This window comes from Escherichia sp. KTE114 (genome assembly GCF_000407765.1).
GTDB classification, from domain to species: Bacteria; Pseudomonadota; Gammaproteobacteria; order Enterobacterales; family Enterobacteriaceae; genus Escherichia; species Escherichia ruysiae.
Map to the genome: position 1 here is coordinate 1030291 of NZ_KE136626.1, position 13878 is coordinate 1044168.

Genomic DNA, 13878 nt, shown 5'->3' on the forward strand with positions numbered 1-13878 from the left:
TAATAATAAGGGATTGATATGAGATACGTTATCTTATTAATACTATGGATAATAACTGCTTTTCTTAGTCACCTTCAGCACAGCAACCTACTGTCTGGAGATCCTGGCATGGTTGGCGAGTATATCGGTTCAGTACTTCTGGGGCCGCTGTTACTTCCCGTGCTTGTGTCAGGTATTCTGTGCGCATTCGCTAAAAAAACGCGTAACTTCGCCAGTTTTACTCGCGGGTGCTGTTGGGTATTGGGGGTACTACTTTTATCCAATATCAGCAATACGTTTCGCATAATCACCCCATGGCAATATACGTTTGAGAATGCCGCTATTTCCGTGACTGTCCCTAACAGACACTGGAAAACGATTTCCATTCGTACAGATAAAACCATTGATATAAGAAGTGAAGATAATAGCATCTTTATTTCTGCTTTCCGCCTACCCGCAGGACGTAGCGCCGATGACTCGCTGGAAGAGTTAAAGAAGATGCAGCGAGACAATCTCAAGGATCAATACAATGAAGAAACCTTCCAATTTAATGACTGTAATGCCAAACATTTCACCTGTAAGTATCAGGATGTGTTGATAAATTTCGATGGTCAGCAGAAGAGAACCATCAGTGTTTATCTTGAGGACACCCCCAGGGCTGTGGGGATCATTGCATTGATGGAGCCAGATACGGCAGATAAATATCGCCAACAGGCGATGGGGATTATGCTTTCTGCTAAAAATGCAGTGAAGTAAAAAATAAGGCGCCTTGCGGCGCCTCTGAGTGGAAAAGATTAAACCTCTTCCATGCGACCCAGCAGAGCCTGCAGACGTTCCTGCCAGCCGTTCTGCTGTTCTTTCAGATGGTTGTTCTCACGCTCCAGCTCTTCACGCTGATGCTGGGCATTCTGAACTTCCTGCGACAGTGAGTTGTTTTTTTCTTTCAGCTCTTCGATTTCCATCTGCAACAAAGTGATGGTATCAATCGCCTGCTGTACTTTTGCTTCCAGTTTCTCAAACACTTCTAATGACATTGTCATACCTCTCCTGAATTGCAAGGCGTTGATGGATATAAATCCTCGTCCCGATTATCGGTGACGCCTTAATAAATACGTGCGCGTTTTCGTTAGCTCCGATTGTATGAAGCCGCGCCATCTCTGTCCAGCAGCACGCCTTGCAGATTCCAGTTTGCCACACTTTTCATCCTTCTCCTGGTGACATAATCCACACGAATCGAAAATGTTAAAAAATTTGTTGCAAGAATGATTTAACAAACGTGCATCATGTAAGAAAATATGAAAGAAATGGCGCGATAACGCTCATTTTATGACGCGGCACACACATTTTGATTTCGATATTTCTCGTTTTTGCTCGTTAACGATAAATTCACAGGATGCCTACAAGCATCGTGAACGTCAGTGACTTTCACGCTTACAACAAACATTAACTCTTCAGGATCCGATTATGAGTCAAACATCAACCTTGAAAGGCCAGTGCATTGCTGAATTCCTAGGGACCGGGTTGTTGATTTTTTTCGGTGTGGGTTGCGTTGCAGCACTTAAAGTCGCTGGTGCGTCTTTTGGTCAGTGGGAAATCAGTGTCATTTGGGGACTAGGGGTGGCAATGGCCATCTACCTGACCGCAGGGGTTTCCGGCGCGCATCTTAATCCCGCTGTCACTATTGCGTTGTGGCTGTTTGCCTGTTTCGACAAGCGAAAAGTTATTCCTTTTATCGTTTCACAAGTTGCCGGTGCTTTCTGCGCTGCGGCATTAGTTTACGGGCTTTACTACAATTTATTCCTCGACTTCGAACAGACCCATCATATTGTTCGCGGCAGCGTCGAAAGTGTTGATCTGGCGGGCACATTCTCTACTTACCCTAACCCTCATATCAATTTTGTGCAGGCTTTCGCAGTTGAAATGGTGATTACCGCTATTCTGATGGGGCTGATCCTGGCGCTCACGGACGATGGTAACGGTGTACCGCGTGGGCCATTGGCACCGTTGTTGATTGGTCTACTGATTGCGGTCATCGGCGCATCTATGGGTCCATTGACAGGCTTTGCCATGAACCCAGCGCGTGACTTCGGTCCGAAAATCTTTGCCTGGCTGGCGGGCTGGGGCAAGGTCGCCTTTACCGGCGGCAGAGACATTCCTTACTTCCTTGTGCCGCTTTTTGGCCCTATCGTTGGCGCGATTGTAGGTGCATTTGCCTACCGCAAACTGATTGGCCGCCATTTGCCTTGCGATATCTGTGTTGTGGAAGAAAAGGAGATCACAACTCCTTCAGAACAAAAAGCTTCACTGTAATGTGACTACGGGACAATTAAACATGACTGAAAAAAAATATATCGTTGCGCTCGACCAGGGCACCACCAGCTCCCGCGCAGTCGTGATGGATCACGATGCCAATATCATTAGCGTGTCACAGCGCGAATTTGAGCAAATCTACCCAAAACCAGGCTGGGTAGAACACGACCCAATGGAAATCTGGGCCACCCAAAGCTCTACGCTGGTAGAAGTGCTGGCGAAAGCCGATATCAGTTCCGATCAAATTGCAGCTATTGGGATTACTAACCAGCGAGAAACCACTATCGTCTGGGAAAAAGAAACCGGCAAGCCTATCTATAACGCCATTGTCTGGCAGTGCCGTCGTACCGCTGAGATCTGCGAGCATCTCAAACGCGATGGCATGGAAGAGTACATTCGTAATAACACCGGTCTGGTCATTGACCCGTACTTCTCTGGCACCAAAGTGAAGTGGATCCTCGACCATGTGGAAGGCTCCCGCGAGCGTGCGCGTCGTGGTGAACTGCTGTTTGGTACGGTTGATACCTGGCTTATCTGGAAAATGACTCAAGGTCGCGTTCACGTGACCGATTACACCAACGCGTCTCGCACCATGTTGTTCAACATCCATACTCTGGACTGGGACGACAAAATGCTCGACGCACTGGATATCCCGCGCGAGATGCTGCCAGAAGTGCGTCGCTCTTCGGAAGTATACGGTCAGACCAACATCGGCGGTAAAGGAGGCACGCGTATTCCGATCGCCGGGATCGCGGGTGATCAGCAGGCGGCGCTATTCGGTCAGTTGTGCGTTAAAGAAGGGATGGCGAAGAATACCTATGGTACAGGCTGCTTTATGTTGATGAATACCGGTGAGAAAGCGGTGACATCAGAAAACGGCCTGCTTACGACCATCGCCTGTGGCCCGACTGGCGAAGTGAACTATGCGCTGGAAGGCGCGGTATTTATGGCGGGCGCATCGATTCAGTGGTTACGCGATGAGATGAAGCTGATTAGCGACGCCGACGATTCCGAATACTTTGCCACCAAAGTGCAAAATACCAACGGCGTATATGTCGTTCCGGCCTTTACCGGTCTGGGCGCGCCGTACTGGGATCCGTATGCGCGCGGGGCGATTTTCGGTCTGACTCGTGGGGTGAATGCTAACCACATCATCCGCGCGACGCTGGAGTCTATTGCTTATCAGACGCGTGACGTACTGGAAGCGATGCAGGCCGACTCCGGTATTCGTCTGCACGCGCTGCGCGTGGACGGCGGTGCTGTGGCGAACAATTTCCTGATGCAGTTCCAGTCGGATATTCTCGGCACCCGCGTTGAGCGTCCGGAAGTTCGCGAAGTGACTGCGTTGGGTGCGGCCTATCTTGCTGGTCTGGCGGTCGGTTTCTGGCAGAACCTCGACGAGCTGCAAGAGAAAGCGGTGATTGAACGTGAGTTCCGCCCTGGCATCGAAACCACCGAGCGTAATTACCGTTACGCTGGCTGGAAAAAAGCGGTTAAACGCGCGATGGCGTGGGAAGAACACGAGGAGTGATGCCAGACATCTGAACGATTGTCTGATGCTGATCGCCTGATGCGACGCTGACGCGTCTTATCAGGCCTACGAGGCGGATACATATCCGGCATCATGCAGACTCTGAAACCGTGCGGGGGCAACCCCGCACACATCAATAATCCCGCCCTTCCCCTGTGCTACACTTCGCGCCATTCCTTACTGCTTAGAGTTTGCTATGAGACGAGAACTTGCCATCGAATTTTCCCGCGTCACCGAATCTGCGGCGCTGGCTGGCTACAAATGGTTAGGACGCGGCGATAAAAACACCGCTGACGGCGCGGCGGTAAACGCCATGCGTATTATGCTCAACCAGGTCAACATTGACGGCACCATCGTCATTGGTGAAGGCGAAATCGACGAAGCACCGATGCTCTACATTGGTGAAAAAGTCGGTACTGGTCGCGGCGATGCGGTAGATATTGCTGTTGACCCGATTGAAGGCACGCGCATGACGGCGATGGGTCAGGCTAACGCGCTGGCGGTGCTGGCTGTCGGCGATAAGGGTTGCTTCCTTAATGCGCCGGATATGTATATGGAAAAGCTGATCGTCGGACCGGGAGCTAAGGGCACCATTGACTTGAATCTGCCGCTGGCGGATAACCTACGCAATGTTGCAGCGGCACTCGGCAAACCGTTAAGCGAACTGACGGTCACTATTCTGGCGAAACCGCGCCACGACGCGGTTATCGCAGAAATGCAGCAACTCGGCGTGCGCGTGTTTGCCATTCCTGATGGCGATGTCGCAGCCTCGATTCTCACCTGTATGCCAGACAGTGAAGTTGACGTGCTGTACGGTATTGGCGGCGCGCCAGAAGGCGTGGTTTCAGCGGCGGTGATCCGCGCATTAGATGGCGATATGAATGGTCGTCTGCTGGCTCGTCATGACGTCAAAGGCGACAACGAAGAGAATCGTCGCATTGGCGAGCAGGAGCTGGCACGCTGCAAAGCGATGGGCATCGAAGCGGGTAAAGTGCTGCGTCTGGGCGATATGGCGCGTAGCGATAACGTCATCTTCTCTGCCACCGGTATCACCAAAGGCGATCTGCTGGAAGGGATTAGCCGCAAAGGCAATATCGCGACGACCGAAACGCTGCTAATCCGTGGCAAATCCCGCACTATTCGCCGTATTCAGTCCATCCATTATCTGGATCGTAAAGACCCGGAAATGCAGGTGCATATTCTCTGATTGATTTGATCGATTGAGCCTTCCAGTCCTTCGGGACTGGAATTTTTTTGGCCGGAGAACGAAGATAAGGCAAGTCAATCAAAACAGGAGAGAAACATGGCTGATTGGGTAACAGGTAAAGTCACTAAAGTGCAGAACTGGACCGACGCCCTGTTTAGTCTCACCGTTCACGCCCCTGTGCATCCATTTACCGCCGGGCAATTCACCAAACTTGGCCTTGAAATTGACGGCGAACGCGTCCAGCGCGCCTACTCTTACGTCAATTCGCCCGACAATCCCGACCTGGAGTTTTACCTGGTCACCGTCCCCGATGGTAAATTAAGCCCGCGACTGGCGGCACTAAAACCGGGTGACGAAGTGCAGGTGGTTAGCGAAGCGGCTGGCTTCTTTGTACTGGATGAAGTACCAGATTGTGAAACGCTATGGATGCTGGCAACCGGTACAGCGATTGGCCCTTATTTGTCGATTCTGCAATTAGGCAAGGATTTAGATCGCTTCAAAAATCTGGTACTGGTTCACGCCGCGCGTTATGCCGCCGACTTAAGCTATTTGCCACTGATGCAGGAACTGGAAAAACGCTACGAAGGAAAACTGCGCATTCAGACGGTTGTCAGTCGGGAAACGGCAGAGGGCTCACTCACCGGGAGAATACCGGCGTTAATTGAAAGCGGTGAACTGGAAAACGCGGTTGGACTGTCAATGAATAAAGAAACCAGCCATGTGATGCTGTGTGGTAATCCGCAGATGGTACGTGATACGCAACAACTGCTGAAAGAGACCCGGCAGATGACGAAGCATTTACGTCGCCGACCGGGTCACATGACAGCGGAGCATTACTGGTAAGCGGTTACTTGTCGATAAACGGCACGATCAAGAGATCCGCACTCAACTTATTGATCATCCCGCGATATGCCGGCATCAAACGGTTGATAAACGAGTGGTGATGACCACAGACAAGGAGGTCACACTGCTCTTTTTGCATAATTTCCAGCAGTGTTTCCGGCATTTCGCCGCGCTCAATGCGCAGTTTCGTTTTCGGCCACTGAATATTTTTCGTCAGCTTATACAGTTTGTTATCCGACTTATCTTTCAACAGTTGAAGAATATCTTCTGTTGCGGGGAAGTAGATACCCGGATACAACTCACTTAAGCCATCATCAATATGAATTAACGTCAGATGAGCGTCATTATGTCTGGCGAGATCCAGGGCTTTGTTCACCAGTAGGGCATCTTCTTCATTCCCGGAAATTGCCACGCCAATGTGTTTATAAGCCATGTTTAACTCCATTAACCAAGTGAACGCAGTGATATCTCAAAAATAATCATCTCGGCCTGGCATGAGAAGGTGAAAGCTGCATCAAGCTCGACTTGCCCCTCCAGATCTTTAATCTTATAGGCCACGCTGGCACCTTCATCCGCAGAGGATGCAGTGGCTGCAAGCTCTTTCAGTTTGGTCATAAAGGACTCTGCTTCTTCGCGAGTAGCAAAAAAGCGCGAAAGTTTGCTGGTACAGTTGTCGTTATCAATCACCGTACCGATATCAATCGCACATCCTTTAGTACTGCATTTATCTACGACATCTTTCATAGGGCACCTCTGTATATTCGCCTCTCTGTCGATTGCCACTTAAGAATAATGCGCCGTTAAGGGAAGAACAAACAAGTAATGATCTTATGGATTACCATTTTTTTTGATATTGATTAAGGTGAGGAAATGAGGGAGATTTTCCGGGTACCGTCATTTGCAATATGGAAATAACGATACCGGATAAAAATAGCAATAAGAGATATATTGCAGATTAATGGCTTGATTTATTCTCAGACTTATACTTTACGTCCAGGGTGTCTTTACCAAATTTATTTTCGCCCTGGGTGCCGACAAATGCGCCAAGATCGATAAGCATCATCACCAGAATCAACGTCGGAATAAACCGCCCCACCGCCCATTGCCAGACGCCCGGTAAAATCGCCCAGTTACCCGCCAGAAGCATCCACGCTACAATCATCAGAAATGCCCATGCGCCAGAACGCCCACGATCGTGCAGTCGTTTCACCGTCACTGCCGCTGTCGGCCATAACAGGCACACAAGGCAAAACGCGGCGGTCTGGATATCGAGTAGTTTTTTAGCCGCCAGTGAGAAAAGCACCAACATGCCAACGATCCAGAGGCCAATCCAAATCCAGAAATCGCGGCGTCCAATACGCCCTTTAAATGAGAATAACCATTGCTGTATGGTCATGTAAGTTCCTTGATGGTTGTCTTTTCCAGGATTCTACCCTTTTGACAAGGGCGACAGATATCGTTTTAATCGAACCCAGTCATAACAAAAGGTACTGCCGATGAAGTCAGGGTGTTCAGTGTTTTTTCTCTTATCTGCCGTGTTATCCGTTAGTGCAACGGTGCACGCACAATCGCCTGGCACGTCAACGACAGCGCCCTACCTGCTGGCTGGCGCCCCCACTTTCGATCTCTCCATCAGCCAGTTTCGAGAAGACTTTAACAGCCAGAACCCCAATCTGCCACTGAACGAATTTCGTGCCATCGACAGCAGCCCCGACAAAGCCAACCTGACTCGCGCCGCCAGTAAAATTAACGAGAACTTGTATGCTTCCACGGCGCTTGAGCGCGGCACCTTAAAAATCAAAAGCATTCAAATTACCTGGCTGCCAATCCAGGGGCCAGAGCAAAAAGCCGCTAAAGCGAAAGCCCAGGAATACATGGCAGCAATGATCCGCACACTCACCCCGCTGATGACCAAAACACAAAGTCAGAAAAAGCTGCAGTCACTCCTTACGGCGGGGAAAAACAAACGTTACTACACTGAGACAGAAGGCGCGTTGCGCTATGTTGTCGCGGACAACGGCGAAAAGGGACTGACCTTCGCTGTTGAACCGATTAAGCTGGCGCTATCTGAAACGCTGGAAGGGTTGAATAAATGACAAAAAGCAAAGCCTTTGCGCCGATGAATCTCTATACTGTTTCACAGACCTGCTGCCCTGCGGGGCGGCCATCTTCCTTTATTCGCTTATAAGCGTGGAGAATTAAAATGCGACATCCTTTAGTGATGGGTAACTGGAAACTGAACGGCAGCCGCCACATGGTTCACGAGCTGGTTTCTAACCTGCGTAAAGAGCTGGCAGGTGTTGCTGGCTGTGCGGTTGCAATCGCACCACCGGAAATGTACATCGATATGGCGAAGCGTGAAGCTGAAGGCAGCCACATCATGTTGGGTGCGCAGAACGTGGATCTGAACCTGTCCGGCGCATTCACCGGTGAAACCTCTGCCGCTATGCTGAAAGACATCGGCGCACAGTACATCATCATCGGTCACTCTGAACGTCGTACTTACCACAAAGAGTCTGACGAACTGATCGCGAAAAAATTCGCTGTGCTGAAAGAGCAAGGTCTGACTCCGGTTCTGTGCATTGGTGAAACTGAAGCTGAGAACGAAGCGGGCAAAACTGAAGAAGTTTGCGCACGTCAGATCGACGCAGTGCTGAAAACTCAAGGTGCGGCAGCATTCGAAGGTGCGGTTATCGCTTACGAACCAGTATGGGCAATCGGTACTGGCAAATCTGCAACTCCGGCGCAGGCACAGGCTGTTCACAAATTCATCCGTGATCACATTGCTAAAGTTGACGCTGACATCGCTGAACAAGTGATCATCCAGTACGGCGGTTCTGTAAACGCGTCTAACGCTGCAGAACTGTTCGCTCAGCCGGACATCGACGGCGCGCTGGTTGGCGGTGCTTCTCTGAAAGCTGACGCCTTTGCGGTGATCGTTAAAGCTGCAGAAGCGGCTAAACAGGCTTAAGTCTGACAGGTGCCGGATTTCACATCCGGCACTTAACTTTCCTTAACTGCTCGCCTTAACGCAAAATCTCACACTGATGATCCTGAATCTCCTCGGCTGAAGCACGGTTTAGCATCAGCAGATTTCTTTGCGTCGCCAGTAATACAAACGAGTTATCACTCTGTCGTACCATCGCCAGCCCGTAACTTCCCATATGTTCCCGCGCTCCTGGCACTTCTTCCGCCAGCATCATAAACGGACTACGTTGAACCAGTTCGCTTTCCGTTACCCGGCGCGCCAGATATTCATGCCCCTGTAATCCGCCCGGCAGCGGCAACCAGCGACTGCTGATGTTCGCCAGGTTATTATCCAGTTGTTCGCGCACATCAGGACGGATGCAAGAGATATGAATATGAAAATGGTTTTGCGTGCGTCCCGTGCGGGAGTTTATCGCCAACGAGACCGCGCGATCGGGAACCGGCTTACCGTATTTTTTACTCATAAAATCACGCGCCTGCCAGGCCAGCCAAAAGAAGTTCGGCGTTGAAGGATCGGTCAACAAAGGGCTTTCAGTACCGTTAATACGATATGTTGGCATCAACAGATATTGCAGTGGACCGTTAATGTCTTTTAAAACCACATATCCGGCATTGGGTTTTACTTCCACACATGGCGAAGGATTTTGGTTTTGCTGCTGGTTGGGCAAACATTGCTCAAGGACAATCTTACGTAACACATCCGAATCACCGGTAAATTTCCAGTAGCCGATACCCGCAGCAACGGCGATAACTATCATCACCAAAATGAGAATAACCGTTTTTTTCATCGTTTTTTCCCTGTACCTCAAAGAGATGCAAGGGTAACGCAAAATCGCGACAAATAAAAAACCCGGTCGCGAGATGCCACCGGGTCTGGTTATCGTCAACAAAATTAACGTTTGCTGATTTGGTCAAACGTACCACCGTTAGAGAAATGCTCTTTTTGCGCTTTCGTCCAGCCGCCGAACTCTTCATCAATGGTGAATAACTTCAGCTTCGGAAAAGCATTTTCATACTTTTTCGCCACGTCAGGATCGCGTGGACGGTAATAGTTTTTGGCTGCAATCTCCTGACCTTCTGGCGAGTAGAGATATTTCAGATAGGCTTCTGCCACCTCTTTGGTGCCTTTTTTCTCCACCACTTTATCGACAACCGACACCGTCGGCTCAGCGAGAATAGACTCACTCGGCGTGACGATTTCGAACTTATCTTTCCCCAGTTCATTCGCTGCCAGCAGTGCTTCGTTTTCCCAGGCTATCAGCACGTCACCAATCCCGCGCTCGACGAAAGTATTTGTTGAACCACGCGCACCGGAGTCCAGCACTTCAACGTTTTTATACAACGATTGCACAAAATCCTGTGCTTTTGCCTGATCGTTATTGTTGTGGTGCAGGGCATATCCCCACGCTGCCAGATAGTTCCAGCGTGCACCGCCGGAGCTTTTCGGGTTAGGCGTGATCACCGAAACACCCGGTTTAACCAGGTCGTTCCAGTCATGGATTTGCTTCGGGTTGCCCTTACGTACCAGGAAGACAATGGTGGAGGTATACGGCGCGGAGTTATCCGGCAGACGTTTGATCCACTCTTTATCAATTCGACCACGTTCAGCAATCGCATCTACGTCGTAAGCCAGCGCCAGCGTAACAACATCAGCTTCTATCCCGTTGATTACCGATGTTGCCTGTTTCCCTGAACCACCGTGCGACTGACGAATCACCACGTTATCGCCGGTTTGCTGTTTCCAGTGGGCGCTGAAGGCTTTGTTGTATTGTTCGTATAACTCGCGCGTTGGATCATACGAAACGTTAAGTAACTGAATATCCTTTGCCATCACGCTGGTCGCTGCCAGCAAAAATGTTAATCCTACGCCCCACTTGTTCATCGCCCGGCTCTCTTATGTTGTGTTGTGATAAGCAAAGCGTGCCAGAAGGTGAACCAAACATTAAAGAATAAAAAAAGATTGGCTATAACTTGCGGGTATATGTTGGGGAGTTAAAAAGGCGGAAGAAATCCGCCTCATATTGCTGACACAGTGCGCTTTGTTCATGCCGGATGCGGCGTGAACGCCTTATCGGCCTACAAAAACTTGCAAACTCAATAGATTGCAGAATTCATGTAGGCCTGATAAGCGAAGCGCATCAGGCATTTTTGCTTCTGTCATCGGTTTCAGGCGAAAGAAATCTGCCCGAAATCATTAATACAGTTTTTTCGCGCAGTCCAGCCAGTCACCTTTGAACGGACGCTTCATGTTTTCGATAGCGTCGATGATGTCATGGTGAACCAGTTGTTCGTTCTGAATACCTACGCAACGACCGCCGTAACCTGCCAGTAGCAGTTCAATAGCGTAAGCGCCCATACGGGAAGCCAGAATACGGTCGTAAGGCACCGGAGAACCACCACGCTGGATGTGGCCCAGCACAGTTGCGCGGGTTTCACGACCGGTTTCTTTCTCGATGAAATGCGCCAGTTCGTCAACATCACACATGTGTTCGGTTATCGCCACAATTGCGTGTTTTTTACCTTTCGCGATACCCGCTTTGATTTCATTTACCAGGTCATCGCGGCTGAATTCAACTTCCGGAACCACAACAAATTCACAACCACCGGCAATGGCCGCAGCCAGCGTCAGATCGCCACAGTAACGACCCATCACTTCCACCACGGAAATACGCTGGTGAGAAGAAGAAGTGTCACGCAAACGGTCGATGGCTTCTACAACGGTGCTCAGCGCAGTGAAGAAACCGATAGTGTAGTCAGTGCCTTTGATGTCGTTGTCGATAGTGCCCGGCAGGCCGATGCACGGGAAGCCCATTTCGGTCAGACGCATTGCACCCATGTAGGAACCGTCACCGCCGATAACCACCAGCGCGTCGATACCACGTTTTTTCAGGTTTTCGATAGCCACGGCGCGGATGTTCTCGTCGCGGAATTCCGGGAAGCGCGCAGAACCGAGGAACGTACCACCACGGTTGATCATGTCAGACACGCTGTAACGGTCTAGCTGTACCATACGGTCTTCATACAGACCCAGATAGCCGTCATAAATGCCCATTACTTCCAGACCTTCTGTCAGCGCAGAACGAACAACCCCGCGAATTGCGGCGTTCATGCCTGGCGCATCACCGCCGCTTGTCAACACACCGATTTTCTTAATCATGACTACCTCTGAACTTTGGAATGCAAAATGAAATCTGTTGCCGGAAGTCTTCTTGCACATCGAAGTGATCCAACGAATGTGCAAATAGTATAACAATCACTTCCTGCTGAATTGATTCAGGTCAGGCCAAATGGCGGTATTTTATACACAAAATGCGGGTCTGGCTCTCTTTTATACTGATTATGAAAGCATAGACCGTTTACCCTCCCTGGGTACGACGGAACAGGGGTCCTGATGAATAATCACATCCGATCCCGGAAAACGCCGTAAAATAGCCTGCTCTACCTGATCCGCCACCATATGCGCCTGAACCAAAGGCAGAGAGTCTTCCATTTCCAAATGAATCTGAATAAAGCGGGTCGGCCCTGACTGCCGCGTACGAAGATCGTGAGCGCCGCTAACTCCCGGCCAGGAAGTCACGATATCAATAATTTCTTGCCGTTCCTCATCGGGCAGCGCGCGATCCAGTAATGACTGTACCGCCTCATACCCCATGCGTAACGCGCTATATAAAATATAGATGCCGATTCCCAATGCAAACAGTGCATCAGCACGATGCCAGCCATACCAGGACAACCCCAGCGCCAGCAGAATCGCACCGTTCATCATAACATCGGACTGATAATGTAGCATATCTGCCCGCACCGCCTGGCTCTGCGTCCTGCGCACGACCCAACGCTGAAACGAAACAAGGATAATCGTACAAATTAGCGCCACAATAGTCACGAGAACCCCGACGCCTGGGTCTGTCATTGGCGTCGGAGAAACCAAATGCTGAATACCAGTCAAAAACAGGAACAGCGCCGAACCGGAGATAAACATACTTTGCGCCAGCGCCGCGAGGGACTCGGCTTTACCGTGACCAAACGAGTGATTGTCGTCGGCAGGTTGCAGCGAGTAACGCACCACCAGTAAATTCGTCAACGACGCGCCAATATCCACCAACGAATCCACCAGCGCGGCAAGAATACTCACCGAACCGGTATACCACCATGCAAAAATTTTAATCAGCAATAGCAGCGAAGCCATCGCCGTCGCAGCAATCGCCGCCCGGCTGACCAGCCGTCCATAAGATTGATTCATAAATACTCCCGCTATCAACTGACGGTAGTATAACGGAAGCAAATCATCTGCAATGCATCAAGCAACAGGCAAATTGAAGATAAAAAAAACCCCCACATCATGTGGGGGAAGACAGGGATGGTGTCTATGGCAAGGAAAACAGGGTTTACTACTGGGAACGTGAGTTGCTACTACTCAATAGCTTCAACGATGAACTTTTTTGCCATTGCGTCACGTCGCGCAACTGCTCCATTCGTTGTTGATGTTTCTCGTTTAAAACCGCTTGCTGCTCTGGCGTTAACAGGTGATACATTTGGTTGCGGACTTTAGCCATCTCAACCTGGCGAGCGATCTGTTCTTTCGCCATTTTTTCTGCCTGAGCACGCACAGCGTTTTCATCAAAATTTTCTGCGGTGACAAGGCGATGCATTGTCTCCACTTCGCTAACATTAACAGGAGGCTGTTCATGCCGGGCCTGTTGCATAAGATCTCGCATCTGCTGACGCTGATGTTCGGTTAAACTTATGCCGTCGAACATATGGCTCTGCGTACTGCGCTGCGCAAGTTCTTCGCCCGGATGCCAGTTATCGCCTGAACCGACTTCAGCAGCGTGGCTTAATGAACTGACTGCCAGCGTTGAGGCCATGACGGCAGCGGTAACTATGCGCATCATTTGCTCCCAAAATCTTTCTGTCGCGATTCAACGATAGAGAGTTTACGATTCAGGCTGCAAACATGCGTCAGGGGGTGTAAAACAACGTAAAGTCATGGATTAGCGACGTCTGATGACGTAATTTCTGC

The 13878-nt window shown here is 50.1% G+C and carries 16 protein-coding genes; 7 read left to right on the forward strand and 9 right to left on the reverse strand.

From position 1 onward, the window contains the following. Window positions 1-108: 108 nt before the first annotated feature. Window positions 109-735 (forward strand): hypothetical protein, encoded by a 627-nt coding sequence (locus WC5_RS24740; RefSeq protein WP_016231506.1) that lies wholly within the window; start codon window positions 109-111, stop codon window positions 733-735. A gap of 38 nt (window positions 736-773) precedes the next feature. Here WC5_RS24740 and zapB read toward each other — a convergent pair whose 3' ends face one another. After that, the gene (zapB, locus tag WC5_RS15815; protein ID WP_001296623.1) at window positions 774-1019 is read right to left on the reverse strand and encodes a septal ring assembly protein ZapB; all 246 of its coding nucleotides are present in this window, start codon (window positions 1017-1019) and stop codon (window positions 774-776) included. Window positions 1020-1443: 424 nt separating this feature from the next. Here zapB and glpF point away from each other — a divergent pair, with 424 nt between their 5' ends. The 4 genes from glpF to fpr all read left to right on the forward strand — a co-directional run bounded on the left by glpF (window position 1444) and on the right by fpr (window position 5870). Next, the gene (gene glpF / locus WC5_RS15810; RefSeq protein ID WP_000084275.1) at window positions 1444-2289 is read left to right on the forward strand and encodes a glycerol uptake facilitator protein GlpF; all 846 of its coding nucleotides are present in this window, start codon (window positions 1444-1446) and stop codon (window positions 2287-2289) included. Between the two features lie 22 nt (window positions 2290-2311). Further along, a complete protein-coding gene (gene glpK / locus WC5_RS15805) occupies window positions 2312-3820 on the forward strand; it encodes a glycerol kinase GlpK (protein ID WP_000136801.1) in 1509 nt (502 codons plus the stop codon). A gap of 196 nt (window positions 3821-4016) precedes the next feature. Continuing rightward, on the forward strand, window positions 4017-5027 hold the full coding sequence (gene glpX / locus WC5_RS15800; RefSeq protein WP_001250644.1) for a class II fructose-bisphosphatase: 1011 nt from the start codon (window positions 4017-4019) through the stop codon (window positions 5025-5027). Window positions 5028-5123: 96 nt separating this feature from the next. Beyond that, the gene (fpr, locus tag WC5_RS15795) at window positions 5124-5870 is read left to right on the forward strand and encodes a ferredoxin--NADP(+) reductase (RefSeq protein WP_000796312.1); all 747 of its coding nucleotides are present in this window, start codon (window positions 5124-5126) and stop codon (window positions 5868-5870) included. 4 nt (window positions 5871-5874) lie between these two features. On the opposite strand, the gene uspD is transcribed toward fpr, so the two are convergent. From uspD to WC5_RS15780, 3 genes are all read right to left on the reverse strand, one after another. Continuing rightward, window positions 5875-6303, reverse strand: coding sequence for a universal stress protein UspD (uspD, locus tag WC5_RS15790; RefSeq protein ID WP_000323549.1), 429 nt, complete (start codon window positions 6301-6303; stop codon window positions 5875-5877). A gap of 11 nt (window positions 6304-6314) precedes the next feature. Beyond that, window positions 6315-6614, reverse strand: coding sequence for a DUF406 domain-containing protein (locus WC5_RS15785; RefSeq protein WP_000655994.1), 300 nt, complete (start codon window positions 6612-6614; stop codon window positions 6315-6317). Window positions 6615-6825: 211 nt separating this feature from the next. Continuing rightward, window positions 6826-7266, reverse strand: coding sequence for a DUF805 domain-containing protein (locus tag WC5_RS15780; protein ID WP_000155270.1), 441 nt, complete (start codon window positions 7264-7266; stop codon window positions 6826-6828). Window positions 7267-7366: 100 nt separating this feature from the next. Between WC5_RS15780 and WC5_RS15775 the strand changes: the two genes are divergently transcribed. Both WC5_RS15775 and tpiA read left to right on the forward strand, forming a co-directional pair. After that, a complete protein-coding gene (locus tag WC5_RS15775) occupies window positions 7367-7966 on the forward strand; it encodes a YiiQ family protein (protein ID WP_000834908.1) in 600 nt (199 codons plus the stop codon). Between the two features lie 107 nt (window positions 7967-8073). Next, the gene (tpiA, locus tag WC5_RS15770; RefSeq protein ID WP_001216323.1) at window positions 8074-8841 is read left to right on the forward strand and encodes a triose-phosphate isomerase; all 768 of its coding nucleotides are present in this window, start codon (window positions 8074-8076) and stop codon (window positions 8839-8841) included. 55 nt (window positions 8842-8896) lie between these two features. Here the strand turns inward: tpiA and cdh are convergent, their stop codons facing one another. The 5 genes from cdh to cpxP form a co-directional block, all read right to left on the reverse strand. Then, window positions 8897-9646, reverse strand: a complete 750-nt coding sequence (cdh, locus tag WC5_RS15765; RefSeq protein WP_010349502.1) for a CDP-diacylglycerol diphosphatase — start codon at window positions 9644-9646, stop codon at window positions 8897-8899. A gap of 104 nt (window positions 9647-9750) precedes the next feature. Then, a complete protein-coding gene (gene sbp, locus WC5_RS15760; RefSeq protein ID WP_001045693.1) occupies window positions 9751-10740 on the reverse strand; it encodes a sulfate/thiosulfate ABC transporter substrate-binding protein Sbp in 990 nt (329 codons plus the stop codon). Window positions 10741-11052: 312 nt separating this feature from the next. Continuing rightward, on the reverse strand, window positions 11053-12015 hold the full coding sequence (gene pfkA, locus WC5_RS15755) for a 6-phosphofructokinase (protein ID WP_001355350.1): 963 nt from the start codon (window positions 12013-12015) through the stop codon (window positions 11053-11055). A gap of 180 nt (window positions 12016-12195) precedes the next feature. Continuing rightward, a complete protein-coding gene (gene fieF / locus WC5_RS15750; RefSeq protein WP_001076752.1) occupies window positions 12196-13098 on the reverse strand; it encodes a CDF family cation-efflux transporter FieF in 903 nt (300 codons plus the stop codon). 148 nt (window positions 13099-13246) lie between these two features. Then, window positions 13247-13747 (reverse strand): cell-envelope stress modulator CpxP, encoded by a 501-nt coding sequence (gene cpxP / locus WC5_RS15745; RefSeq protein ID WP_016158830.1) that lies wholly within the window; start codon window positions 13745-13747, stop codon window positions 13247-13249. Window positions 13748-13878 lie beyond the last annotated feature (131 nt).

Excerpts from the sequence above, each read along its gene's own strand:
- uspD (WP_000323549.1), bottom strand. The coding sequence starts at position 6,303 with ATGGCTTATAAACACATTGGCGTGGCAATTTCCGGGAATGAAGAAGAT.
- zapB (WP_001296623.1), bottom strand. The coding sequence starts at position 1,019 with ATGACAATGTCATTAGAAGTGTTTGAGAAACTGGAAGCAAAAGTACAG.
- WC5_RS15785 (WP_000655994.1), bottom strand. The coding sequence starts at position 6,614 with ATGAAAGATGTCGTAGATAAATGCAGTACTAAAGGATGTGCGATTGAT.
- WC5_RS15780 (WP_000155270.1), bottom strand. The coding sequence starts at position 7,266 with ATGACCATACAGCAATGGTTATTCTCATTTAAAGGGCGTATTGGACGC.
- tpiA (WP_001216323.1), top strand. The coding sequence starts at position 8,074 with ATGCGACATCCTTTAGTGATGGGTAACTGGAAACTGAACGGCAGCCGC.
- glpX (WP_001250644.1), top strand. The coding sequence starts at position 4,017 with ATGAGACGAGAACTTGCCATCGAATTTTCCCGCGTCACCGAATCTGCG.
- WC5_RS15775 (WP_000834908.1), top strand. The coding sequence starts at position 7,367 with ATGAAGTCAGGGTGTTCAGTGTTTTTTCTCTTATCTGCCGTGTTATCC.
- glpK (WP_000136801.1), top strand. The coding sequence starts at position 2,312 with ATGACTGAAAAAAAATATATCGTTGCGCTCGACCAGGGCACCACCAGC.
- glpF (WP_000084275.1), top strand. The coding sequence starts at position 1,444 with ATGAGTCAAACATCAACCTTGAAAGGCCAGTGCATTGCTGAATTCCTA.
- WC5_RS24740 (WP_016231506.1), top strand. The coding sequence starts at position 109 with ATGGTTGGCGAGTATATCGGTTCAGTACTTCTGGGGCCGCTGTTACTT.
- fieF (WP_001076752.1), bottom strand. The coding sequence starts at position 13,098 with ATGAATCAATCTTATGGACGGCTGGTCAGCCGGGCGGCGATTGCTGCG.
- pfkA (WP_001355350.1), bottom strand. The coding sequence starts at position 12,015 with ATGATTAAGAAAATCGGTGTGTTGACAAGCGGCGGTGATGCGCCAGGC.
- cpxP (WP_016158830.1), bottom strand. The coding sequence starts at position 13,747 with ATGCGCATAGTTACCGCTGCCGTCATGGCCTCAACGCTGGCAGTCAGT.
- fpr (WP_000796312.1), top strand. The coding sequence starts at position 5,124 with ATGGCTGATTGGGTAACAGGTAAAGTCACTAAAGTGCAGAACTGGACC.
- cdh (WP_010349502.1), bottom strand. The coding sequence starts at position 9,646 with ATGAAAAAAACGGTTATTCTCATTTTGGTGATGATAGTTATCGCCGTT.
- sbp (WP_001045693.1), bottom strand. The coding sequence starts at position 10,740 with ATGAACAAGTGGGGCGTAGGATTAACATTTTTGCTGGCAGCGACCAGC.